The organism is Planctomycetaceae bacterium, assembly GCA_041398825.1.
Taxonomy (GTDB): domain Bacteria; phylum Planctomycetota; class Planctomycetia; order Planctomycetales; family Planctomycetaceae; genus F1-80-MAGs062.
In genome coordinates this window covers 811,842-836,869 of record JAWKTX010000001.1, presented here as the reverse complement: position 1 = coordinate 836,869, position 25,028 = coordinate 811,842, and the positions used below count along the sequence as shown (strand labels likewise).

The 25,028-nt window shown below is 54.5% G+C and carries 21 protein-coding genes and 1 other RNA gene; 9 read left to right on the top strand and 13 right to left on the bottom strand.

Annotation, left to right across the window (positions count from 1 at the left end):
• Positions 1 to 13 precede the first annotated feature (13 nt).
• Genes R3C20_02975 through R3C20_02955 form a run of 5 tightly spaced genes read right to left on the bottom strand, consistent with a single transcriptional unit; the run spans position 14 to position 5,034 of the window.
• Positions 14 to 1,453 carry a hypothetical protein gene (locus R3C20_02975; GenBank protein MEZ6039441.1) on the bottom strand — a complete coding sequence of 480 codons (1,440 nt, stop codon included), beginning with the start codon at positions 1,451 to 1,453 and terminating at the stop codon, positions 14 to 16.
• 49 nt (positions 1,454 to 1,502) lie between these two features.
• On the bottom strand, positions 1,503 to 2,573 hold the full coding sequence (locus R3C20_02970; GenBank protein MEZ6039440.1) for a type II secretion system F family protein: 1,071 nt from the start codon (positions 2,571 to 2,573) through the stop codon (positions 1,503 to 1,505).
• 23 nt (positions 2,574 to 2,596) lie between these two features.
• The gene (locus R3C20_02965) at positions 2,597 to 3,892 is read right to left on the bottom strand and encodes a GspE/PulE family protein (protein MEZ6039439.1); all 1,296 of its coding nucleotides are present in this window, start codon (positions 3,890 to 3,892) and stop codon (positions 2,597 to 2,599) included.
• 42 nt (positions 3,893 to 3,934) lie between these two features.
• On the bottom strand, positions 3,935 to 4,450 hold the full coding sequence (locus tag R3C20_02960; protein MEZ6039438.1) for a hypothetical protein: 516 nt from the start codon (positions 4,448 to 4,450) through the stop codon (positions 3,935 to 3,937).
• Positions 4,451 to 4,470: 20 nt separating this feature from the next.
• A complete protein-coding gene (locus R3C20_02955; protein MEZ6039437.1) occupies positions 4,471 to 5,034 on the bottom strand; it encodes a sigma-70 family RNA polymerase sigma factor in 564 nt (187 codons plus the stop codon).
• A gap of 233 nt (positions 5,035 to 5,267) precedes the next feature.
• Between R3C20_02955 and R3C20_02950 the strand changes: the two genes are divergently transcribed.
• The 4 genes from R3C20_02950 (at position 5,268) to R3C20_02935 (ending at position 9,260) form a co-directional block, all read left to right on the top strand.
• On the top strand, positions 5,268 to 6,272 hold the full coding sequence (locus R3C20_02950) for an aspartate-semialdehyde dehydrogenase (protein ID MEZ6039436.1): 1,005 nt from the start codon (positions 5,268 to 5,270) through the stop codon (positions 6,270 to 6,272).
• Between the two features lie 130 nt (positions 6,273 to 6,402).
• Positions 6,403 to 7,443, top strand: coding sequence for a metal ABC transporter substrate-binding protein (locus R3C20_02945; GenBank protein MEZ6039435.1), 1,041 nt, complete (start codon positions 6,403 to 6,405; stop codon positions 7,441 to 7,443).
• A 63-nt stretch (positions 7,444 to 7,506) separates the two neighbouring features.
• Positions 7,507 to 8,298 carry an isoprenyl transferase gene (locus tag R3C20_02940; GenBank protein ID MEZ6039434.1) on the top strand — a complete coding sequence of 264 codons (792 nt, stop codon included), beginning with the start codon at positions 7,507 to 7,509 and terminating at the stop codon, positions 8,296 to 8,298.
• A gap of 68 nt (positions 8,299 to 8,366) precedes the next feature.
• Positions 8,367 to 9,260, top strand: coding sequence for a phosphatidate cytidylyltransferase (locus R3C20_02935; GenBank protein ID MEZ6039433.1), 894 nt, complete (start codon positions 8,367 to 8,369; stop codon positions 9,258 to 9,260).
• Positions 9,261 to 9,278: 18 nt separating this feature from the next.
• Here the strand turns inward: R3C20_02935 and R3C20_02930 are convergent, their stop codons facing one another.
• The 5 genes from R3C20_02930 to R3C20_02910 form a co-directional block, all read right to left on the bottom strand.
• A complete protein-coding gene (locus R3C20_02930; protein MEZ6039432.1) occupies positions 9,279 to 10,625 on the bottom strand; it encodes a methyl-accepting chemotaxis protein in 1,347 nt (448 codons plus the stop codon).
• 12 nt (positions 10,626 to 10,637) lie between these two features.
• Complete coding sequence (locus R3C20_02925) at positions 10,638 to 11,315, bottom strand: hypothetical protein (protein MEZ6039431.1); 678 nt, start codon at positions 11,313 to 11,315, stop codon at positions 10,638 to 10,640.
• A gap of 200 nt (positions 11,316 to 11,515) precedes the next feature.
• Complete coding sequence (locus tag R3C20_02920; protein ID MEZ6039430.1) at positions 11,516 to 12,763, bottom strand: class I SAM-dependent rRNA methyltransferase; 1,248 nt, start codon at positions 12,761 to 12,763, stop codon at positions 11,516 to 11,518.
• 125 nt (positions 12,764 to 12,888) lie between these two features.
• Positions 12,889 to 13,860, bottom strand: coding sequence for a pseudouridine synthase (locus tag R3C20_02915; protein MEZ6039429.1), 972 nt, complete (start codon positions 13,858 to 13,860; stop codon positions 12,889 to 12,891).
• An 80-nt stretch (positions 13,861 to 13,940) separates the two neighbouring features.
• On the bottom strand, positions 13,941 to 15,266 hold the full coding sequence (locus R3C20_02910) for a hypothetical protein (GenBank protein ID MEZ6039428.1): 1,326 nt from the start codon (positions 15,264 to 15,266) through the stop codon (positions 13,941 to 13,943).
• A gap of 383 nt (positions 15,267 to 15,649) precedes the next feature.
• Here R3C20_02910 and R3C20_02905 point away from each other — a divergent pair, with 383 nt between their 5' ends.
• Positions 15,650 to 17,161, top strand: coding sequence for a serine/threonine-protein kinase (locus R3C20_02905; protein MEZ6039427.1), 1,512 nt, complete (start codon positions 15,650 to 15,652; stop codon positions 17,159 to 17,161).
• 55 nt (positions 17,162 to 17,216) lie between these two features.
• Here the strand turns inward: R3C20_02905 and rnpB are convergent.
• Positions 17,217 to 17,618: RNase P RNA component class A (rnpB, locus tag R3C20_02900), an RNA gene on the bottom strand.
• A gap of 183 nt (positions 17,619 to 17,801) precedes the next feature.
• On the opposite strand from rnpB, the gene R3C20_02895 reads away from it, so the two are divergent.
• Positions 17,802 to 18,278, top strand: a complete 477-nt coding sequence (locus R3C20_02895) for an FHA domain-containing protein (protein ID MEZ6039426.1) — start codon at positions 17,802 to 17,804, stop codon at positions 18,276 to 18,278.
• 221 nt (positions 18,279 to 18,499) lie between these two features.
• On the opposite strand, the gene R3C20_02890 is transcribed toward R3C20_02895, so the two are convergent.
• Positions 18,500 to 18,817, bottom strand: a complete 318-nt coding sequence (locus tag R3C20_02890) for a hypothetical protein (GenBank protein ID MEZ6039425.1) — start codon at positions 18,815 to 18,817, stop codon at positions 18,500 to 18,502.
• Positions 18,818 to 19,892: 1,075 nt separating this feature from the next.
• Between R3C20_02890 and R3C20_02885 the strand changes: the two genes are divergently transcribed.
• The 3 genes from R3C20_02885 (at position 19,893) to R3C20_02875 (ending at position 24,034) form a co-directional block, all read left to right on the top strand.
• On the top strand, positions 19,893 to 21,263 hold the full coding sequence (locus R3C20_02885; GenBank protein MEZ6039424.1) for a hypothetical protein: 1,371 nt from the start codon (positions 19,893 to 19,895) through the stop codon (positions 21,261 to 21,263).
• Positions 21,226 to 22,455 carry a UDP-N-acetylglucosamine--N-acetylmuramyl-(pentapeptide) pyrophosphoryl-undecaprenol N-acetylglucosamine transferase gene (locus R3C20_02880; protein ID MEZ6039423.1) on the top strand — a complete coding sequence of 410 codons (1,230 nt, stop codon included), beginning with the start codon at positions 21,226 to 21,228 and terminating at the stop codon, positions 22,453 to 22,455. The genes R3C20_02885 and R3C20_02880 overlap by 38 nt, the downstream gene beginning before the upstream one ends.
• Positions 22,456 to 22,747: 292 nt before the next feature.
• On the top strand, positions 22,748 to 24,034 hold the full coding sequence (locus tag R3C20_02875) for a BBP7 family outer membrane beta-barrel protein (protein ID MEZ6039422.1): 1,287 nt from the start codon (positions 22,748 to 22,750) through the stop codon (positions 24,032 to 24,034).
• Between the two features lie 86 nt (positions 24,035 to 24,120).
• On the opposite strand, the gene nadC is transcribed toward R3C20_02875, so the two are convergent.
• A complete protein-coding gene (gene nadC, locus R3C20_02870) occupies positions 24,121 to 25,002 on the bottom strand; it encodes a carboxylating nicotinate-nucleotide diphosphorylase (protein ID MEZ6039421.1) in 882 nt (293 codons plus the stop codon).
• Between the last annotated feature and the right edge of the window lie 26 nt (positions 25,003 to 25,028).

Sequence of the window (25,028 nt, the reverse complement as noted above, 5' to 3'; positions counted from 1 at the left end):
TGCGAACAAAAGTTCACGCGAGGTCGTTGAGCAATTTGATCAGGGGCAAAAACAACGAAATCACAACAACGCCAATCATGAACGCTGATATCAACGTTACGGAATACTGCAAAATCAGGCCGATGAAACGGCCGTGCCCCACACTTGCCTGTTCCAGCATTTGCGCCAGAGTATTGAAGTTCGCTGCCATCTTCTGGTCACTCCAGCCGAGGTTCCGGGGCACCGCGGTGGAAATGTCTGAGATCTTGTCCGACGAGTCTCCCGCAGCGACAGCACCAGAATGACTTTGTGGTATCGCCAGAAGACTTAGAGGTAAACCCGATAAGTCCCGAATGGGAATTGTGATCCCCTTTCCGGCTCGCACTTCATCGGCGAGATAAGCCCCCTTGGTACGGACATCGGGGAAAGCACTTGCTGCGGTCGCGGCGCGAAGGGATTCCGATCGATCAATTTCAAACTTCAGCATGGATGCCAATACCCTGGCAACGCGGGCCTGCATCAGCCAGCGAATGGGCGAACCAAAAACAGGGACGTGGCTCAACGCTTCTGCGACCGCCCCGATGGACATTCCAACATAAAGAAACACCAACAAGGTCAAACCAGAACCGGTCAGGAAAAGGAATCCAAACCAGCCTCCGGTTGCAAGCAACGTCGAGGCTCCCACGACGAGCTGTGTCAGATACGGAACTTCGGAACCAAAGTCTTCGAAGATCTTCCCGAATTCAGGCACAATCTGCCACACAATCAGATAAAGCCCCAGCACAAATGTCAGCGTAATCGCGACGGAACTAACGATCGTCATGAGAAACCGATGATGGTAGTACCTCGAGCCCATCAGCTTCGGAACGAGGTCGGCGACGGCCAGTGCCTTCTTCTCGTCGTCAACACCGGATTGAATAACCGCATTGACTTCGACAGGCAGTCCAGCGGCATTCACAAGACTCAGGTTTCCCTGCTCCAGTTGACTTGCCATGGATTCCAGCAAGGATCGAGGACGACCATCCAGATAGTAATGGCCAATCGACCACAAACAGGGAAGAACGAGTGCCGACAGGCACAACAAACAAATGAAAGGCAGATAACTTCCTGGCACAACCAGCGCCCACAATGCTGCAGGAATCAATGCAACAACGCTCAATCCAAACACCCAGGGCATGATACTCAACAAGGGATGCTGGAACGGCTCTGCAGCCATCGCACGGATCGCATCATGGGCGGGCAGTCCGGTCAGAATCGCTTCACGAAGGCGCTCTCCTACTCGCAACTGATGCATCCGGGGCAACTTAGCCTGCTCAGACGCCAGCCGCCGATCCAGTGTCAGAACGTGGCATTGCAGCAACCCGACAGATCGCTGAGCCAGTATCTGACGCAAATGTGGCTCGGATTCAGCCTCCATCGTGCCAAAAACAGGAGTCCCGTTTTCAAGTTTTCCGTTGTAGCGGTATGTTGGCATATTTCGGTATTTCACCGGGTCGATCAGGGGAATTGTTCGATCGCAGAATTCAGGATAAGCTTGCTAACTGCTGATAGATTTCGACGACCGGCCAGAAAATCGAAGCGGAATAGAGAACAACGGAACCACCAGCAACGACCAGAAAAATTGCAATCGGCATCACGACTCGGATCCATGCCGAATTAAAATCCAGCCGCGTCCGATAGTGTTGAGCAATTGCAGAAAGACGCAGCGAAAGGCGGTCAGCATTGCTTGACGCCTGCTTCAGACAAGCCTGAAGCAATGGTGGCATCTGGCCACGCTTCCAGCGTGAATTCACGCTTAAACCGGTCGCATCCCCGTTGAAAATCTTCTCAGCTGCTTTCTGGCAGGCCTGATCCAGATTTGCGGAGCCGCACGCTGCGCCGGCCAAAACCAGAGCATCCGGCAAAGGCATCTGTTTCTCAATCATGATCCCCAGAATGCGTGTCAGGGTGTAGAACCGCATATCCCGAACCAAACCTCCAACGCCGGGGCACAACAACAGCAATCGCTCCGGTCCGCGAAAAGCCATTGAAGAAGCACGGCCGGATATCACCCAGCCCCCCCACAGCAACAGAAACGCCAGGGGAACCAGAAACATAATCTCCGGGTAATCGACAACGATTTCGATGAACCGATCAAGAACAGGATGAAACTCAACCCCCAGGTCCATCGCTGCGGAATAAATCCGGACAAGGCTGAGGCGAGTAAACACGGCAAACATTCCCCACGCCAATGCCAGCACAATCAGTGGATACGTCATCGCATGGACAATCTTCTTCCGCAAGTCTGCCAGATCGCTGGCAAAGTCGCCCATCATTTCAATGGTTGTCCCCAGATCGCCACAATGTACTCCCGCAGCCACAGCCGCGGACAACATCCGGGAAGCTCCACTTTGTTCCTGATCGATGACGTCCGACAACCGTTCTCCATTATTCAAATGCTGAATCATGGATTGCGTCAACAACTCCAGCCGTTTCCCATGGCCCTTGCCAGCGGCAGCCAGATGCTGCTCCAACGGCAGCCCGGCTCTCACGATTAATCGAACCTCGTCGCTGAGATTGCGAATGTCTTCGAGGCTGAGTTGAGATGTCTTCACAGCAGTCTTTCAGAAATACCAAATTACAACTGGGCGACCGGTTCAGAACCAGGCGACATGCCAAGCACACGAAACACTTCTTCTTCCGTCGTCACACCCTCCGACACTGCGTTCAACGCGACATCCCGCAGCGTTTTTATGCCACAACTCTGCACGATACGAGCAAGCTCCCTGGTATCCGACTTCCGCATCACCGCTCGCGCCAGCTCAGGAGTCTCCAGTGTCAGCATTTCGGCAATCACCCGACGCCCTTTGTAAACGTGGTGACCAGCTGCTGCTGCTGATTTGTCTGATTGTTTCTCCAAATCTGATGGATTGACGATCTGACGAACAAGTCTCTGGCATACCACGCTGCGCAAGGAGCTCCGCAGGACATAAGGTTCCAGATGCATATCAAGAAGCCGCGCGATTGCTTCCACACAGCTCCCCGCATGAAATGTTGTCAGAACCAGATGCCCCGTTAATGATGCCTGAAATGCAGCTTCGGCCGTGGCGGGGTCGCGAATTTCGCCAACCATAATCACGTCCGGATCCTGCCGCATTAACGATCGTAATCCCGTCATCAGATCAAAGCCCGACGACGTCCGGACCTGAGACTGAGTCGTCCCATCAACAGCCACTTCAATCGGATCTTCGAGAGTCATCACGCTTCGGCCATCCCCGGAAGCCTGAAGGATTTCTCGCAGACAGGCGTAAACCGTCGTTGTCTTGCCGCTTCCCGACGGCCCTGTCAACAGAATGACGCCATCCGTAGACAAGAGCTGGTGACGCAGTGACTGCTCAATCGACAACGGCAGCCCCAGTTGATCCAGTCGTTTCAGATCATCACTGCCTGCAAAAAGCCGAATGGCGGCTTTCTCCCCGTATAACGTTGGAAACGTGGTCACGCGGATTTCCGTGGCAGAATACTCCCGGGAAACACGCCCCTCCTGAGGAAGATCGGTGCGATAAGTCAGGAGTCCGCAAATCACTTTGAGTCGAGCTACCAGCCGAGTCCCCGTCTCAGCATCGAAGACCGCGACGGCCTGCAGCACTCCATCAAGACGCCACAGCATCTTCATGCCGCCGGAGCCTGGCACCAGATGCACGTCACTTGCACGGGCTGCACGAGCTTCCTTCAGAAGCAGGCTCACAACCTGTGGAACGTAATCTTCCGCCTGTACCGGCAGGTTCGCCATCGCAGCCGTAAAGGATCCACCGGTTTCTTCAGAGATCACGTATTCGAATTCCTGCTGGTTGTCACCGCCGTTGATCACGCCAGGAAACAGTCGTGGTTCCAGATGAATCGCGGAGTGCTGCAAATCATTCAGAACAGCCATGCCTGCAGCAGGAGCCGATGACTCATGGCATCCAGAAACTCACTAGAACACGGGCAGGGCCCCGCATAATTTTTTCTGACGCATTCTCAACTCTTCCATCAGGAAATTGATCTGCCTCTGTTCCTGTGGAGCCTGAGTCTCCTGCCTTTGCCGTTCAACAGGACTCCTCGGTGCAGGAAAATGCATCTGTTCAGCCACGGGAAGATCCCGACTGGTCGAATCCTGATCCGGTGATTCATAACCTGGCGATCCACCGGGAGAACCCTCCGGATGGAATTCCTGCGGACCTTGACTTCCGGTTGGCGTAGCTTCCTGCGTCATCTGATCTGGCGGAACGGGTTGCCTGACAGCAACCATGAACAGCAGGCAGCAGACAATCACGACAACACCGCCGGCTGTCGACCGCGACTTCCACCTTGCAAGACGAATCTCCTGGCCACAACTTGCCATCACCTGCTGGCGCAGGCCGGAGGAAAGTTGTGGTAGTGACGCCGCATCCCGAATCAACTGATGCTCGGGAAGCATCGGATCTGGTAATGATTGCGGTTTGTTTTTCATGACCGTTTCTGTTTGTCCATTTATTTCATGAGCGGTTCCAAACTTCGCTGGAGCTTCTCCATCGCATAGCGGTACCGACTCGCCACTGTATTCTGTGACAAGCCAAGGGCTTCTGCGATTTCAGCGAAGGTCAGATCTTCCCAGTGTTTGAGAATGACAACTTCATATTGAGATTGAGGTAATGTGCCGAGAACTCGCCGGACCCGCTCATTGGTCTCTTCGAAAACCATGGCCGTTTCAGAATCTTCGGATCCTGATGGCCTCGCATCCAGCGAATCACTGCTGGTGATATGCCTTCGCTTCTGAAGAATCCGCAATGCTTCATTTCGAACTGTCCGAATCAGATACGGCCAGGGGGAATCTGCGCGGGCAAGCAAGCGAGGTTTACCAGCTATCCTCGAAAACGCCCCCTGAAGCGCGTCTTCGGCATCCGGCTGATTCCCCGTGATTGTCATCGCAAAACGAACGAGCCGCTGCGCCGTCAAATCAAACATGACTCCCAGCGCGCGCTCCGTGTCACACGTCAATAAATTGACGGTTTCCACAAAGGCACGCTGAAATTCAGAATTGTCTGGGGCAGCCACGGCAGGCTTCTGATTGCGGGGAAATAGAAGTTTGTCTGGCCGAATTTGAATTTTCCCGGGAGATCGATATTTTCCCAGGACCAACCAGACCAAAATACGGCATCGAACGTGATCCACCCGGTGCGGAATCGAGCCAGTCTAGCGTGCATCTCAGGCTTCGCACCAGTCCGGGTGGTCAGCCGTCTCTGTGTTTACACGTCAATTCAACGTAAAGCTCAAGTAAGGACAAGTTTGTGTTTAACACCGTAGCCGTTGTTGGCGCTACTGGCGCAGTGGGCCGAATTATTCTGCAACTTCTGGAAGAACGCCAGTTTCCGGCGAAGAACTTCCGTTTCCTCGCTTCCGCCCGCAGCGCCGGCCAAACGGTCACTTTCAACGGGAAACCGATTCAGGTTGAGCTCCTGACACATGATTGCTTTCAGGGAATCGACCTCCTGATTGGCAGCACGCCGGATGAGACGGCTGCCGAGTACTTTCCGTCCGCTGTGAAGGCTGGCTGCAGGGTGATCGATGAATCGGGCTACTGGCGGATGAAACCAGACGTTGCTCTGGTTATTCCCGAAATCAACCCGGAAGCAGCAATCAAGGCCAAAGGAATCATTGCCAGCCCCAACTGCTCCACCACACAAATGGCGCTCGCCCTGAAGCCGCTGCACGATGCCGCAAAAGTCAAACGCGTTATCGTCAGTACTTATCAGGCAACCAGCGGGGCAGGACTGCAGGGTACAACAGATCTTATGGATGGCAGCCGTGCTGCGCTCGAAGGCGTCAGCTACGAATACAAAGCCTTCAAACACCCCATTGCTTTCAATGCAGTCCCCCAGATCGGTGGTCATAAAGAGGATGGATACACCAGCGAAGAAATGAAAATGGTGTACGAAACAAGAAAGATCCTGGGGGACGAATCGATTCAGGTTTGCCCAACCTGCATTCGGATCCCCGTCAGCAATTGCCACAGCGAATCCATCAACGTGGAAACGGAACGCCCTGTCAGCGTTCAGGAAGCAAGAGAGTTGTTTGAGAAGATGCCGGGCATCACTGTCCTGGATGATCTCGACAGCGGTCTTTACCCAATGCCATCCACCTGCAGCGGTAGCGATGACGTTTTCATCGGCCGTATTCGTCGTGACATTTCAAATCCCAATGCAATTACCTTCTGGTGCGTATCAGATAATCTGCGGAAAGGTGCGGCAACGAACGCAGTCCAAATCGCAGAACTCCTCGCAAAACACGCGTAGTCCCGGCTTTTCAGCCGTCTGCGGTATAGTTTCCGCAATCAATTCGGCGGGACGATCTGTCTCGCCGACGTTTTTGATCAGGGCATTGCAGGACATGCGTCGACTGTTCCAACCCCGCCGATACTCTTCTATGCCAATCGTACCAACGGTCCTACTGATCGTTTGCGTTGGTATGATCGCGGGGTGTTCGAACCGATCCCCTTCAACAGCCAATGATCCTGATGCAGAACAGACGCGCATCAGGACGGTCGCGGTAACTTCCTGGCCCCTGTATGCCATCGCTTCGCAACTTGTCTCAGAGGATGCAACGCCGATCCCGAATGAATTCGGCGATGATGAATCAGGCAATGTCGATCCTGCACCGAGCGTGCACCAGCCGTTCCGCATCGAAGCGGTGGTTGGTAACGGCGAACTCTCGATCGACTGGAAACCATCTCTGGATGACGTCCGTCGAATACAGGATGCAGACTTGTTGCTGATCAATGGCGCTGGCTTTGAACCGTGGCGTGATCGGATCACGCTGCCGCGTTCACGAATGATCGACACGGCTTCCGGTTATTACGACCAGTTCCTTCGCATACCGGATGCATTAACGCATCAGCATGGCCCGGATGGAAAACACAGTCACCCGGGCACAATCTGGGCAACATGGTTGGATGCAGAGCTAATGGCGTCACAAGCCCGACAGGTCGAAGCCGCACTATCGAAACTGGCACCGGATTCAGCAGATGCTATCGCCAGACGAGCCGCTGCACTGCAGCGACAGATTGATCGGCTGGAACAGGCGATCAACAAGCTGGCTGCCGCCACGTCCCGAAATCCTCCTAAAGTCCTCGCGGACGGTCCGCAGTTCAACTATCTGGCCAAGAAACTCGGATGGACCGTGAAATACCTGCACTGGCCATTGCCCTCGACAACAGCCGAACTGAGTGCAGCGGAAGTGGCTGAATTTCAGCAGGCTGTGCAGGATGAGCAGTTTGATGTGTTCCTGGCGGTCACAGGACGCGGACAAGATGTCCAAAACCTGGCAGAATCCGCTCAGCTTCCACTGGTCAGCATCGACCTGTGCGAACGAATTCGCGATGATTCCGGCAGTATCATCGATCGACTTGCGGCAAACATCAAACGTCTGTCTGCGGTGTGCGCCAGCGACGATACCGTCAACAAGTAACTACGAAGCACGTCTGCTCCTTGTGCAATTCAGAGTGCAATTCAGAAGATTCTGAGGCAACGAGTGTCCCCCAATATCCCCTATACTGACGCACAACTGGCAGAGCGAGGGCTGCTCCGCCCGCGCCTGCCCGGCCACATTGCCATCATTATGGATGGAAACGGCCGATGGGCGCAAGGACGATTTCTGCCCAGAATTGAGGGACACCGCCGTGGCGTTAAATCCGTCCGATGCATTGTTGAGGAATGCAGTCGACTCGGCCTGAAACAATTGACCCTGTACTGCTTTTCCAGTGAAAACTGGAAACGCCCCAGGCAGGAACTCAGCCTGTTAATGACGCTGCTCCGGCAATATCTGGTCGAAGAGCGGCAGGAGATCATGGCACAAGGTTTGAGATTTCGAGTGATTGGTCGCGTGGAGGAACTGGATCCGGTTATCCAGTCGGAGATTCGCCAAACGGAAGAAGTCTCTGCAAACAATACCGGCATGATGTTGTGTCTGGCCGTGAATTATGGTGCGAGAATGGAGATCGCGGACGCTGTTCGCCGCATCGGCAGGGAGGTCAGTGAGGGTCGCCTTGAACCTGAAAGTATTAGTGAAAAGACCATCACAGACCACTTGATGACTCAGGGAATGCCGGACCCGGATCTGGTGATCCGAACAGCGGGCGAAATGCGAATCAGTAACTTCCTGCTGTGGCAGATCAGCTACGCAGAGTTGTGGGTTACGAATAAATTCTGGCCCGAGTTTCGAGAGCCTGATCTCTACGATGCTCTGCGGGACTTTGCCTCCAGAGATCGTCGTTTTGGCGGCCTCGCAAACATGCAGGGCGCAGTCGCCAGCGAAAAATCCTGAGGTCGAGTCACCAGCAGACGACGACTCAATCAGCATCCCCCCTCGCCATATTTCACGAAGGCCCTTCTATGCTTGGCTGGCGCGTACTCGTTTCGGTGATCGTTGTCCCGTCATTGATTGCACTCTTCTGGTTCGATTCGACGTTGGGTAGCGCAGCCTGGGGACTGCTTGCATTCTGCCTCGCAGCAGCGGTTCGCAATGCTTTCGAAATGTCGACGCTGATGCGAGTCCGATCGATTCGCCCATCGTTCAGACTAACCGGCACCTGCTCGGCGGTTGTCATTCTTGCAGCCTGGATGCACGTTCTCCTGCCGGGGCACGAGCCGTCAGTCCTGATATCAATGGGATGGATCACAGCAGCCCTGATCAGCTCCTTTCTCGTTCTGCTGGTCCGTGAAGCTGTGGTCTTCTCGGAACCAGGCGCATCGATGGAATCTCTGGGCGCAAATCTGCTGACCGTTGTATACGGAAGTGGATTGCTCGCAATCGTCGCCCAGTTCCGATGGTTTCCTGATGCGTCGATCGCATATTTTGCAATCGGATCCATGGTCATTGCGGTAAAAGCAGGAGATATCGGGGCGTATACCTTTGGACGACTCTGGGGCAAACGCAGGATGGCTCCAAAGCTGAGCCCGGGAAAGACGTGGATGGGCTTCAACGGAGCCTTGTTTGGCAGTATCGCCGGTGGAGGCCTCTGGTTGTGTTTCGGCGGCCAGCTTTTCGAGTCCGCCCCAACACCCGGTCACCCCGTTGTGGTTGTGGCCTACTGTGCGTTGATGGGAGTTGTCGGGCTGTTAGGAGACCTGTGCGAATCATTGATCAAACGGGACACAGGAAAAAAAGATTCAGCAGCTTTGATGCCCGGATTTGGTGGACTGCTGGACCTGATCGACAGCCCGATTTTTGCAGGCCCCATTGCTCTGGCATGGTGGCACTGGCTCCCCCCGGCTGTCCTGCCTTAAAGCGGTTCTGCACGCCATTCAGGACATCATTTCACCGAATTCAGCTTGCCCCGGAGGACGACGCAGGGCGTGGTCATGATTGGGAGCTCCCAGATCGATATCAGCACCGACATCAAAAGCTCTCACCATCCGTGCCATCCGCATCGAAGAAGAACTTGTTTCTTCGCGGATCCTGCAGATCGTTTCATCCGTCGATCTTACAATGGCTTTGACTTCATCAAGCTGGCGGGCAATGTCGTCTGTGGTTTCAAGGCTCTCTCCGACGCGTTCTTCACAAAGCCGAGCCGTCCTGGTAATCCGACTTGCCGCAACGCTGGCCTTGACTGAAAGTTCCTTCACCTGACGGGCAACGACAGCAAAACCCGCCCCGGCAGAAGAATTCGAACGGGCGGCCTCGATCGTCGCATTCAAAGCCAGCAGTCGAGTTTGCTCCGCAATCGTATTAATTTCAGCAATCGACGCCGAAATTTCTTCGACACTGCTGTTGAGTCGGCGCATTACCTCGCGCGAAATTTCCGCGCGCTCAGTTCCGGTTTCAACGACATCCACCGCAGAACTGGCCGTCTGTGACAACACCCCCGTTTGAGAATCAATATCGCTGACCGAGTGCTGCACCCGTAGCATTCCGTTTCGAATCAGCAGCAATCCCTTCTCAACAGCCTCGTGGCTCAACAATCCTTCCGCGCCGCTTTGAATCGCAAACTGAGCGTAGTCCGGATCGATATCCATTGCTCGAACGCAGCGATTGATCGCAGCAAATGTCTGATAGAGGCTTTTGTACTTGCTTCGACTCTGCACGATTGTCAGGATCAGGATCACATCTTCAAACACGACCCAGAGGACATGTTCCAGAATTCGGAGCAGCTGGACTTCGGCAATACCGAATACGGATTGCGGAAAATAAATTCCACGGACAAGATGGTCCAGAGCAAGAGTCAGCGTCGCAGCGACAATCACACCGACATCCAGATATGCGGCAAGAATGGCAAGAGAAACGAATGCATGGAAGTGCATTTCGATACGACCGCCACCGACATGGATCAACACCGCAGTGATCATTGTCTGGGCAACACCGATGATCAATCGAGTACTCTGCTCCCCCGGACGTAGCCAGGCAAGGAATGCGGGAAAAGCAGTAATCAACATGCCCAGCGTGGCAGAAACCCAGACATGAACATGGATGGACGATTCTGTTCCATTCCATGTGTATGGCGTGAGCAGCACAGCCATCAGAATAAGCGCGAATCCCTGCAACGGCAGCAGGTACATGAAGACCCGATCGGTCTGTGCATGCCTCCCCCGAAATGCGTTTTTGACAATGTCTTCCGATGACGTCCCGAGCCGAACCGTTGATGCAGACTTCATAACCAACCGACCTCAATGTACTTCGGTACTGAACGATTTGGTTTCAAACCCCTGACTTCGCTTTTCAACGAGACCCGCCGAATTTCGCTCGTCAGATCCAGAGAACATCAGGCACCCAAAGACGGGAACGTTTGACGTACAGGCTCGCCCGGTCTCCAGCGCGCGAAAGAGTTGCTCTGAACCGGCACTTGGACCACGATGGCCTCGCGACTGCGTAATCCCACCGATGTACAACAGATTCTCATGCGGACCATACAGGGCCAAAGTGCCGGAGGTTGTGATCCCGAATCGACGTGTTTCCACACCGTTCGCGTCGAAATAGACATGGCCTCCCGCGAATTCTCGACACATACGGACAATCGGAGTTTCATCCCAGCCCGATAATTCTTCGGGAGTTCTGACGACGAAAGTCAGGGCAGGCATTGGTGCAACTCTTCGCTGACTCAGCCTGGACCAGAGGGTCTTCAGTTCCTCAAGGGTTGCGATGGTGCATGCGCATTTCGGGTGCACGAAAACAAGAAGTAGTGAATGCTCGAAGTCCGGCGAGAGATCCGTTTCACTCGGCAGCATATTCTGCGTATGCGATAACTCTGCACTGACAAATGTGTAGTTCCAGAACGCACAGATGCCGGAAACGGACAGAACCAGCCAGACGGCAGTCATCCCGTTGATCAACCAGCTGCTTTTCAAGGTTTCCTCCACGTCTTACGTTTGACCACCCGGGTCTGCACCGTCCGCGCAAGGGAAAGATGCAGAAGGATCATCGAACTGCCGTGGATACACTTGTGTGCTATTGCAATCTCCAATGGGCAATCATCACATCGGAGATTTGTTACTCAAAGTTGTAGCAGTGTTAACGAATCGGGTGCCCTGGAAACCCGTCAGGGAAATTACCCCATGATCATCCAAACCGCCTTCAGATACTCTGTCTCGGGACAACTCGAGATGACGGGATGGTCCGGCGCTGCGCCGGTTTTAGCAATGATCTGCATGGATCGGGACGCATAGCGAGCAGGACGCCCGATGGACTCCGGCTCAGTTTCTTCGCCAGCCTGGCGGGACGCAGCGATCAGCAGATCTACGAATTCCGGTTCCGGCAGCAAACCCGCACAGGAACAACTCAGCAGCAGCCCACCGGGTTTTACCAATCGCATCGCCAGCCGGTTCAGGGCAAAGTGCTTGCGAGTACCATCCTCAATTTCCGTACGGGTCCGAATCAGTTTCGGGGGATCCAGGACGACCACGTCGAATAATCGGTCATTCCGAATCATCTCGCGCATGTAACTGAACGCGTCCGCCTGAACGAATCGCACTCTTGCCTGATTCAGATTTGCATTTTCCCGGGCAACTTTCAGCGGCTCTTCATCCAGATCGACCCCAATGACTTCGTCAGCCTTTCCCAGTGTCTTCGCCTGAACCGAGAATCCGCCCGTATAACAGCACAGATCCAGAACACTCCGGCCTTCACAGAACTCCGCCAGTTTCCTTCGGTTCTCTCGCTGGTCACAGAAGAAACCAGTTTTGTGACTGCCATCGAATCGCACTCGAAATCGCGTCCCGAACTCATTAATGGTCACGTAGTCCGGGCACCCCTCTGATTTGAGCTCTGCCGGGTCACAACCCTCCTGAGACAGAAACTGCGGACTACTGCGAACAAGCCAGTGTTTCGCTCCAACCATGGGCGCGAGCTGTTTCAGTAACAATTCCGATCGCTGATACATCCCCAGCCCGAATGCTTCTGCAGAAAGCACTTCACCAAATCGATCCACAACAAACCCGGACAGCCCGTCCGATTCTGCATGGATCACCCGCCATGCGCTGGATTGTTCATTCAGTCGCAGTGTGCTTGTCCGAAGATTCACAGCCGTTTGCAGTCGATGGGTCCATGCCTCCTCCGACGGCAACTGTGGGGTATTCCAGAGTAATCGAACGGCAATTTCACTTCGCGGATTATAGACTCCGTAACCAATCAACTGATGATTGTCCGAATAGACAGCCACCAGGTCGCCGGCCCTGGCATCTTCAATGCGATCAATCCGCTTGCGATAAATGAACGGATGCTGTGTGAAACCTTTCAACCAGACGCCGGGAATTGATCCCGATGCAGGCGGTGAGAGATTTTCGCGCTGGAAGGCCATTTTTGAAGTTGAAGCTGCAGCATCGAACTTAGACTGACCTGAACCTGGCCACACAGGACCAGCAGTGGACTGACGGCGATCACGTGAGGATTTTCCGGGGCGACGCGATTTCAACGGGACGGCTTTCAAGTGGAGACAGAGGGAATTCGATTCAGGAATCGCTGCATATCCATCGGCCAGGGCGATTCGAAATGCAGCAATTCTCCTGTGACCGGGTGCACAAACCTCAGTTGCGTTGCGTGAAGTGCCAGTCGCGGGACTCCACTTTCATCTTTAACGGGTTCACTTCCCATCGGACCGCGGTACTTGATATCTCCACAGACAGGGTGGCCAAGTTCTGCCAGATGAATACGGATTTGATTTGTCCGACCGGTTTCCAGCGAACACTCCAGCTCCGACAGTGCTCCAAGCGAACGTAAGGTGCGGAAGTGTGTGACGGCGTGTTGCCCGGTCCGCCCATCAGGTGAACTCCCCCGCAATCCATCGCCTCGATCCCGGATGAAACAACTTCGTACACTCTGGTCTTCGATGCTTCCCGGAATCAGGCTGAGATATCGCCTGACGGCATCATGTGCGGCGAATTGTTCGATCAGTTTGTACTGCACATTCTCATTGCGGGCAAAGACCAGCAATCCACTGGTATCCCGATCGATGCGATGCACCGAATGCAATTCAGAATCACTCTCAGATCTTGAACGAACGTACTTTGCATCGACCAGGCGAGCAACACACTCGTCCAGAGTGGGTTGTAACAGCTTTCTCTGCGGGCGCCAGTTTTTTTCCGTTGAGCGTCGCAGAGTCAGCATGCCCGACGGTTTTTCGACAACCACCAGCGACTGGTCGAGCCATCGTATCACAACGTCCTTGTCGGAAGGTGGCACCGGCAGCGAGTCCACGTGCACCTGAATGACTTCTCCGGCGGCCACTTTGCGGCCCTCATCCAGGCACAGAACGCCGTTCAGGGACACGCGTCGAGTATTCAGTAATCGTCGAACATCCTTCCAGGACGATCCTTCGATGACTTTTCGTAACACCGACAAAACCGCTCCGGCCGCATCGTCGTCAACAACAACTTCAATTGGCAATACGCTCGACACTCAACAGCAATCTGTAAAAAAACGATTTTGCAACCAGCCCTCAGCACAGGCAGACATGGCGGGCCGGTGCTACCGGCATCTTAACGAGGAAACGGGTGGATTCTCGGGGGCTGGTAGCCGGGAGGCCATTTTCCTGAGATTTCAAACTCACCCACCTGATCTTTCGACGTCAGTTGATGCATAAGATCAACAGCGGTCAGCCCTTTCTGATCAACCAGCACCCTGACCAGATAACGCCCCTCCTGCAACAGCGGTTCGCTGATCTGATCGCCGGATTCTGATGCCCGCTGCACTTCATTGTCCGAAGACCGAACCAAATCGTCCGAAGACCGAACCAACTGGATCGGATTCTGCCACACATTGCCTTTCGCATTGACTCGACTGAAGGCTGTTGCACAACGTTTCTCAGCCCAATGCCCGGTCTTGTCATCCCATACGAAGAAGTCGACCTGAATCGCCATCCCACCGAATTCAGGAGGAACGTTCCTCAATCGAAGCTGTTGCTGAGTCAACTCGAACGTTTCCTCAGGAACGTCGGGCAGATCCTCGACCCTGCTGTAATCCCCATTCCGAGTAGCCGCGTAATCGGTCAGAAAATGGGCAAACTTGCGATAGGTGTCACTGCCGGGAAAAAACTTTGGGCCGCCTCCGTGTTCTGTTAACCCGGCTGCCTTCGTGAGTAATGAACTTTCAACTGGATGCTCCAAATCGATGGCTCCCGTTTCAACCAGTCTTTCGAGTGTTGCAGCCGGGTTACGGGGAACGATCCAGGAAATCGCGTCGACTTCTTCCCTCGTATGTTTGGCATTGATCTTATTACGGTTCAACTCCGGATTATGGCAATTCGCACATCGCCCGGTTTCATTCCAGATACTGTCAATAAAGGCCCTGGTGACCCGGTCGCGTCGCGCGTGATGGATTACTTCCGGCGGAAGAAATGTGGGCGGTTGTGAATTCGCGGACGGACTCAGCAGCGAAGGATTCCGGACCGCGGCCTCGATCCATTCGCTGAATGCAGCGTGCTCTTTCGAGCGGACCGTATCGCGAAGGGACGACGCCTCATCCGGTTTTCGGGCAATAAATGTCAGCAGCTTAGACTGTCCGGGACTTTTGATGTTGATCAGACCTGCTGCCCTCAGAGCTGTAAATGTCGATGCTTCGTCGTGCTGAATGTATTGTGCGAGCTCAACGCCACTCAAATGACAATCACGGCAACTCGAACCATCAGGGGCCGTCGCCAGCGGCAGGATCCGTTCCTGAAAGACACGACTGTCCTGCGCATTCAGGATAACGGGCGTAGCCGCAAGCAAACAGGCGACGGTGCACGCGAAAAAATGGCCACGTGCGACGCACAAACCACGCAGGACGCCTTGTTCTTCGAAATGATCGGGATGGCATGCATTCATGAATGGTCGCTCCGGCAGATGAACGGATTTTCGTTCTCCAGATTCAACTCCGAAGTATGCGGTCAGCCGGTGTGATTTGGAAATGCGCCGAAACCAATAAAACCAACATCTTCATCGCAAAACGACCTCAGCAATCCCCCCTCTCCTAAACCAGCAACCTCCCCCGTCTTCAAAGGATCTCTCTCGTTAACCATGATGCACATTAGAATCAGGGTGAAATGCTGAGGAACGACAAGGTCAGGGCAGCTCGAAAGACGCGCGGAATGACGGAGACATTGGCTCCCGGGACTTTCTCAAGCCGGGTGAAGTCGGTTGTACCACCAGTTCAAAATCTCGATACTGCGGGGCGGGCCGTCCCAAATCAAGCATGCCGGAAGACCGCTGTGGCTGAACACTCCGAAAACTCGAATGATGGTTCACCCCCAAAACGCACCCAGCGTCTCGGTGATTTCGAACTGAAGCGCAAGCTTGGCAAAGGTGGTATGGGCGAGGTCTTTCTGGCCCGGCAGACCAGCCTCGATCGGCTGGTCGCCCTCAAAACCCTCTCAAAAGAGCTTGCGAAAAGAGAGGACTTTGTCCAGCGCTTCCAGAGAGAAGCCAAGTCAATGGCAAAGCTCGACCATCCCAACATCGTCAAAGTCTATGCGGTCGACACGTTCAAAGGCCTGCATTTTGCTGCCATCGAGTACATCGATGGTAAGAGTGCACAGGATTGGCTGGACCAGCTGGAAAAACTCGAAATCAGTGATGCCACGCACATTGCGCTGATCTGTGCCGAAGGGCTGAGGCACGCTCATGAGCTGAACATGGTGCATCGTGACATCAAGCCCGACAACATACTCATTACCAGCAAAGGAATCGTCAAAGTTGCGGACTTTGGGCTGGCCAAGGCGATGGACGAAGACGTCTCAATGACTCAAAGTGGAACCGGGCTGGGTACCCCGCTTTACATGGCGCCAGAACAAGCGAGAAATGCAAAACACGTCGATCAGCGAAGCGACATTTATGCACTGGGAGCAACCCTTTATCATCTGCTGACCGGTCGACTCCCGTATTGCGGGACTTCGACGCTGGAATTGATCATGGCCAAAGAAAGGGGAATCTACCCTTCGGCAAAAAGCCTCCGGCCGGACATCCCGGAGAAGCTGGACTTGATCATCGACAAGATGATGGCAAAGGACCCCGCTCATCGATACAAGAACTGTGAGCTGTTGATTCGCGACCTCAGTGCACTGGGCCTGCACAGCTCCGTGCTGAGTTTTATCGAGGGAGCTGAACCTGTATCTGTCGTGCTTAGCGGAGCGCAGACGGTTGTAGGAGGTATGACCAACGTTTCACCGACGGCCCGCACATCAAAGTCGGTTGCCCGTAAGAGCAGGGCGGACTCGAATGCAAGGACGCAGCTGGCCACAACACCTTCGCGAGTCTGGTTTGTTCAGTTTGAGAATTCAGAAGGCGATCCGGTCGTCGAAAAACACTCGACGGGGCGAATTCTGAAGATGATCGCTGCAGGAATCCTCACCGCAAAAGCCAGAGGAAAGGCAACCGCCGACGGCACATACCTGCCTCTCGCACAGTTCCCCGAATTCACCGAAGCGATTGAGAAACAATTGGCACGGCAGACAGCCGCTGTTCGTAAGGAAGACCTGAACAGCCTTTACTCAAAGGTGGCAAAGGCAGAGGCAAATCGACATAAGTGGCGGACTGCAAAGAATTTCCTGCGAAACCTTGTCGGTGCAACATCTCTGATTATCTGGATTGGCGTCATTCTTGTCGTTGGCGGCCTTCTGTTTGTCTATGGCGGCGAACTTGTGAAGTCTGCCGCTGGCTCCCTTGGGTTTGATCTGCCGGCAGACAGCTCATCAAACAATTCAGCTGGCGAAGTTGAGCAATAGAAACGGGAAGATCGGCGGCGAATCGCTGGTGTGATCACCCAGAGTTTCGGAAAATGCTGGCAGAAGATCGATAAGCCGGGTTCTGTCGAGGGCGTTCATTTATCTGCGATGCCGATTGCTCGGCACCTGACGCGGCCTACCCGAAGGTCAAGCGAAACGGACCGCTTCGCCACCGTCGCAGGACGGTGATTCCTTCTGCTTGGCCTTGCTCCCGATGGGGTTTACCCAGCCGACTCAGTCACCTGAATCGCTGGTGCGCTCTTACCGCACCGTTTCACCCTTACCACGCCGAATACGAAGTCGATACAAGCTCGACATCGCATTCGCGTTCGGCGGTTTGCTTTCTGTTGCACTTGCCCGATCCTCGCGGACGGTGGGCGTTACCCACCACCGTGTCCTTCGGAGCCCGGACTTTCCTCCAGATCCTTTCAGATCCAGCGAACGCCTGATCTTCTGCCAGCTCCGGGAGTCTACCGCCTTTCGCGCACACATGCACGCAATCCGTTTCGACATGCCCCAGCTTTGACTCGACTGCTCTGAATGTTCAAAATGCTGCCAAACGACGGGGAAGGCGGTACGCCCCCCGAAATCCCCGTCCCCGTTCATTCCCCACACAGCCACGACCCGGAATTAACAAGTCATGTTCGGCGAACTGAATCCAACCGGCGGAGGTGATCCAATCCCGCTGCTCGGCCGTAAACTGTTGATTGGACGAAGATCATCGTGCGACATCGTCCTCGCATTTCCCAACGTCTCGTCCCACCATTGTGAGCTGGAACTGAAAGACGGTTACTGGCATGTCCGCGATCTTGGAAGCAGTAACGGGGTGCTTGTGAACGGTGAAAAATGCATTATGAAGCCCCTGTATCCCGGCGATGAACTGGGGGTTGGGAAGTATCACCGTTTTAAAGTTGAATATGTCGTCGGGGCAGATGCGAAAGCCCCGGCCGAGGAAGAAGAAACTTCGATGAGCCTGCTTGAGAAAGCCGGCCTGCAGGCGCAGCAGTCCGAAGATGCCAGAAGCCCGGAAGCGCGGGAAGAGTTGAAACGTCGAAAACAATCCCGGCGTCTCTCTGCTGAAGACGCCTTCATCATCGAATGGTACCCGGAAATCTAAACGGCAGTTTCAATGCGATCTGTCGGTACGACTGTCGAAGGCTGAGTACCGCAGAGCCGCATCCTCTAAAGGATTCAGAAATACATGCTCACCAGAACATCCCCGCCACTGAGGGGAAGTTCTGGTGACAGTTCCAGGCCATCCGACACCTGCGGTCTTCGCGACAAGTGTCCGCCAAATGGCCCCGGAACATCGGACACGATGACGCCACGGTCCGTTGCTCAGTAAGTTCGGGGAAGGATCTCCGGCAACATCCCGGTCCGACTGTCGGGCACCGATCGATATTGCCCCACCTGAGCAGCTCGAACTCGTTGTTCGCCATCGAGACGCGGCCAGACCGGCAGTTCTGTCTGGTCGATCGTGCCGGGTGCAACAGGCGCTGCTGGAACAACGTCCTGTGGAATGCTGTCTGTCGGCGTGAGCTCAACTGGTGCCCCGGGTGGAACCGGTGCAGGGACCAACGGAACGGTTGGTGTCAGATTCGGCACTGCTGGCGGTGCGACGGGCGCGGTATTCTTTTCCAGAAACGGATCTGTCATGGATTCCGCGATGCACGGCTTCTGCTGGTGAGCATCGAGCTGCTGCAGCGTATACAACGTATCGCCGCAAACACCGCAGGACTCGCTGGCACAGCTGTCCGTGCATCCGGGTTCTGTTGTACATCCCGAATCCGATGATCGATGGAAGCAACGAAGCTTCCTGAACAGACAACTTTCACGATGTTTGAATACTTTCAGGACGCAAAGCTTCCGGAGTCGGCCGCCGTCATCATCACACTCAGGATCACCGCAGCCTGAGTCGCTGCAGCTCTCTGTGCACCCATGATCGTCCTGATCGCGCCATGGTGAGCGAACCTTCGCTCCCAAATCGCGAATCAACCCGACACTCTTGACTCGAGAAACGCCGATCGCGGGTGGAACGGGCGGTGGGGTGACTGGACCCGGCTCATAACTCCGATCGGAATCCTGTGAAGGACTGAGCTGCGTTGGTGGCTCGTATTCCCGTGTGTGGCGGGGCGGTACAAAAACCTTCGTTCCGGGTGAGCTGACTCCTGATGATGAAGCAGCTCTGTTCGCTGCACACCCGCTGAACAAGATCGAAGCGGTTGCGCACAAGAGCGAAACCTGTACAAGTCGCATGGTGAGATCCTTACTGCGACGCGTCATGGGACACCAGGCAGACGCGGTTCCGGCATGACACAATTCCAACAAACCTCCTGCCATGACTTTCATCGGCAGCATTTGCTGGAACGCAACCTGTTTCCTGCAGGAAACTGCCGCTCTTTAATTTCAGCAGTCCGAGTGTTTTGGGAAGCGCGAAAAACACGCTCAAGCGGAGCATTCCGGTCGTAACAATCAGGCAAACTGCCACGATCGGCAGCGATCTCAAACAATCCGTCCACAGACGCCGAGCAATCCCTGCCTCATCGCATTTCCGGAATTAAGTCGATGATGGGGTCAGCAAACCTACGATTGCCTGTCAAGCCTGCGGAGTCATCTCTTCACCAGAACCACAATCTGAAAAGTTCACCTCTGAACGTTTGTCCGGTTGCCGGAAAAACTCTTTAGCATACCGCACGTCTGATTTATCGAATGAATCGATGGGCCAACATTCATGACCACTCCCGAGAACACGCCGGATCCTTTTTCCGGCGCGAAAAACTTCACACTTTCCGATCAGCTTGTGACAGGACCGTCAAACTGGTTTCAGCTGCGATGTCCAGCCTGGTGTGAAATTCAGCAAACGGAATCCAGAGTCGAAGTCCGACCTGCAAGGTGGCGCCGAGGTGCAACGGCACTCAGCGACCAGCGAACGACAGACTGCCGTCCGGTATTCACCATTCAAACAGAATGGCTGCCTGCTGTTTCAGTCCCAGAGGAGAGCAGCCTTTCCCGAACCTTTCGCCGTTTCCCCCGCATCGTCGCATCACGCCCCGAATCGGACTCGCCATCGATCTATCCTTCCCAATGCTGGTCCGGTTTGTCACAGCAACCAGCTCAGGGTGGATTCTTTCAGCGACTGTGGCATCGCCCTCAGATCTTTCAATGGTGGTTCTGCATACTGCGCAACGCACAGGTTCAGATCACCGCGTCTGTCCAGTCGGCACCAGGACTCCTCATTGATGAACAGTTCCTGGCAACGTGCATGTCGATGATGGACTCACTGGTGCTGCCCGACTACCCGGCGATGCCAGCTGAAGTGTTCCGTCAACGTGTCATCGATCTTGCGAACCACCGATTTCCCCTGCTCAGATTTCAGGCCGGTGACGCTTTTTCCGTCCAACTCGATCATTCACGAATCTGCCTCAAGAATCTTTACCAGAGGTATGTGGAACAGCCGGAGTTTTTCGAACAGATTTCGCTCCGCGCACTGACCGACATTGTCCGGATGCACGAACTTGGGCCACTCCAGCTCTCTCCTTCGCTGAGTGAAACAACGACCAGGATTCTGCCCATCATCGTCCCGCTTTCCGAAGCGACTCGCAGCGAACAGGTCTACATACCATGGGTCGGCGACCTCGCCATTTCCTTTATTATCGACGACCGATCGACCTGTCGCATTGTCGACTACTCACTTGCTGGCCACTGGCAGATCTCGTCGGAACATCTTTATCAAATCGCCGTCACCAATCTTGCTGAACTCGACCAGCGTTGCCCGCTGGAATTCGCAGTCACCGAGAATCGATCGACACCACTGATGGCGATGCCCGTGACCCGTGATTCATTCAATAGTTCCCGGCTGCTGTGTAACGAGTTCCGGGAACGACTGATCAATATGCTTGGGGAGCAGGTAGTGGTCTCTGTTCCGGAACAGGAATTATTTCTTGCCACTCCACTCCATTCTTCCCCGGAAACCAAAGACGCTCGACAGCGGGTTGACGCCCGCGCGACGAATCCGCAACATCCGCTCTCAAAATGCCTCCTGATCATCTCTGCGGACGGAGTAAGTGAATACACCAAAGAGCGGCCACTCAACTCCAATTAAATCGCGACTTCGTATTTGCTTTGCGGGAGGTGGTTCGGGTGGGCATATCAACGCCGGAATTGCCATCGCAGAGGCCCTGATCGCTGATCGATCTGTCGACTTGCTGTTTCTGACCAGTGCCCGGGAAATTGACAGCAAGATCACGTCTTTATTCGCAGGTTCCCTGCCTGCATCATCCGTGTGTCATCAGATAGCACTGCCACTGCGAACAAGCCTGCCTCTTCCCGCCAACACGGGACGAACCTGGTTTTCTCCCTCCGCCGTTTTACAAGCCGGCAAATGGACCGTTAGCTTACTGAATTCATTCAGAATTGCCGTGAGGGCTTTGAAACGCCATCAGCCGGAAATGATTGTCGGGCTGGGGGGATTTGCCAGTCTGCCAACGGTGGCTGCCGCGAGCCTGCTTGGCATCCCGGTTTATCTGCTGGAGCAGAACAGCGTTCCGGGAAAGGCGAACCGAATCTGCTCTCGATGGGCCGCCGAAATGTGGACTGGCTGGACCATCGATCCAGCATGGTCTCAGACAATTCGTTGTCCCCAAAAACAAACGGGCATTCCTCTCCGACAGGGCTTTACCTGTCTGCAATCGCGCAGAAAGGAAAAACCCGCGCATACCCGTACCGCCACGCGAATTCTGATTACCGGAGGAAGCCTTGGAGCAAGGAGGCTGAACGAACTCAGCCTAAACGCACTTCAGCAGATTAAGCTTCCGGACCATCGCGTCCACGTCATACATCAGACAGGGAATCAATGGTCAGCCGGAGATGCGAATACCAGAATTTCTGACAGTGTCGACTACTTGGCTCTACCATTTCTCAACAACCCTGCTCAGGAAATGGCGGACTGCGATCTTGTTATCTGCAGAGCGGGTTCCATGACGCTGGCAGAAATTGCCTGGATCGGTATCCCCGCCATCATCGTTCCGCTTGGACAATCGGCAGACCTGCACCAGCAGGCAAACGCTCGCGCCTATCAGAACGAATTCGAAGCGGTCGTCATTGACGAGCACAGCCCGGAAGCTGCTGGCCAAATTGTGCGCCTTATTCTGGCCTTCGCTGAATCGGGACATCTGATGGATACCGGCTGCCCACAAAGCCATTCTGTGGGAACCAACAGCGATCGCACCCCGTTCAACAATGCAGCGCAACGAATCGCATCATTGATTATCGCAGCGGCAGAAACTGCCGACTGACGCCTGAAGCATTCGAATCCAGGTCACATTTGCCGCTGAAGACAGCGTCAAAGTCGCTCCAGACCTCCAAACCGGCAGATTCGTTGACATCGAAAGAATTGGGGCAAAGTTCAAAGTCGTCAGGATCCGATATCGACGACAGCGGACTGTGCCAGTGGTTTGGTCCGCATCCGTCAGTGTCTGCCGAGCTGTTTGTTGTCGGCCCCCAAACCTCGAGCGAGTTCCTTCGCAGCGAAGTTCGGGATTCTTCACTGACGACCCATTGTCTCCTTATGCAAAGGTCCGGTTCGAAATGCTCCGTCCGAACCTGTACTCGCTGTTGGCCTCCGTGGTCATCCTGATTTCTGCATCCAGCCAGGCAGCGGCACAATACGGGCCTGCCCCCTATGGAGGCATGCCGTACGGCTCATACGAGTCAGGACATCAGCCATTCATTCAGATGCCGCAATCCGGCCGTCAGGCGCCGATCGTCGACCATTATGTCGAGAGCGCACCTGCATTGTGGGACGATTCCCGGCCAATCGAACACTTCCTGACGGAAGTCTCTCGACGCAGCTGGATCAGGGTAGAGTACCTGCACTGGAATGCCCGGGACCTTGGGAACAGTAAGATCGGAGCTCCCGTTGCAGGGCTTCGGACTGAACAGTTTGAAGGTTTCGACAACCTGAATGGCGGACTGTCTGTAGGTACTTCGATCATCGAAGACAACGGACAACTTTCACTGAACAATATTCCGGGCGTTCGCGGAACCTGGGGTCTGGATCTGAATGGTGGTGCGGCCGAGTTGAGCTTCTTTGGCACGTCGGATCGCGAAGATACATATGCCAATCGCAATATTCGCAACTTCCGAAGTCCGCTCGCACCGGAACTGGGAAATGTGTTCTCGCCGAACGTCATCATTCCTCTGCTGAACAACGGTGGTGTTTCGGATGTCGCAACACTGAATGGGATTGTCATCGACAAGAGCATTGAGGTTTCGATGAGTTCACAGATTTGGGGAGCCGAAGCCAGTCTTCTGACAGAAGCATATCTGCCGGGCGAAGGCTTCAAATGGCAGTGGCTTGGCGGATTCCGCTACCTGAATCTTGACGAAGCATGGAATCTGGATGGACGTTACGATGCGGGCGGAACTGTGACTGAACGAGTGACTCGTGTTATCTCCAATACGTCGAATCATGTCTATGGCCCGGAAGTCGGAGGACGAGCCTCCATTGTCAGTCGATGGATGACACTGAGTGTGACTCCGCGAATTGCATTTGCCCTGAACGACAACTCTGCAGCTGTCACCTCAGACGCTCTGGGCACTGGTATTGCAACCCGATATACCAAAAGCGAAGTAGACTTCACGACCGTGACACAGGTCAGCTTTGCCGGTGAAGTCCATCTGAACCCGCACTTTTCACTCTTCGGGGGATATGACTTCATGTGGATGCCAAGGATCACTCGTCCCTACGAGAACATCAACTGGAATAGCCAGAATGCCCCTGCGGGCGGTTTCATACCAGACATTCAACTGGGCAAGCGGATGAAGAACTACGTACTGGACGGCTTCAGTGTCGGTGCAGTATTCCGCTACTAACAGATTCCACCGGAACTGCATTTAGTGCAACCAGGCCCTGCCGGACGGATTGTCTGGCAGGGCCTTTTCATGCGCAACTGCCAGGTTCACCACGGCCAGTCAAAGCCAAGATCCAGTGCGGTGGCCGAATGTGTGAGACCGCCAATACTGATGCGATCAACTCCCGTTCGGGCAATGGCACCAACGGTTTCCAGCGAAATCCCCCCGGAGGCCTCCAGCAGCGTGGAAGCTGAAAGCTGGTCGCGCAGTCGAATGGATTCTTCAAGCTGCTGGATCGACATATTATCCAGTAAGACGATTTCCGGGTGTTCAACCAGCGCAAATCTGAGTTGATCAAGCGTATCTACTTCGATTTCGATGGGAATCGAATCCCCTCGACTCGCAAGAAACGTGCGGGCCGATGCGACCGCAGAACCAACGTTTCGATCGCCGCGTGCAGCAAGATGGTTGTCCTTGATCAGGATCCCATCGAACAACCCCATTCGGTGATTGTGGCCGCCACCGCAGCGGACCGCATACTTGTGCAGTAGCCGGTATCCGGGGAACGTTTTTCTGGTGTCAAGAATTACAGCCTTCGTTCCGTTCACTTCCCGGACGAACTGCGCTGTCCTGCTGGCGACCCCGCTCAGATGGATCATGAAATTCAAAATCGTCCGTTCTGCCGTCAGAAGTGACCTGACATTACCAGACAGCGATGCGATCACAGTTCCCGGCTGGACTGCGTCACCGTCGGGCACATCGATTCGAACCTCCACAGCTGCATTCAATTGCTCAAGGACGATCGGAACGATGGCCCCTCCGGAAATCACACCTGACTCACGGGCCACAATATTGACGGATGCAGAGAGGTCGGCAGCGATCGTTGACAGGCTGGTGATATCTCCGACGTCTCGCAGATCTTCGTCCAGAGCCATTCCAACTAATCGTTGTGCTGAAGACCTTGTGGCTTCATCGAACACGACTACCATGCTTTATTCTCTTTTCGTTGCCACTC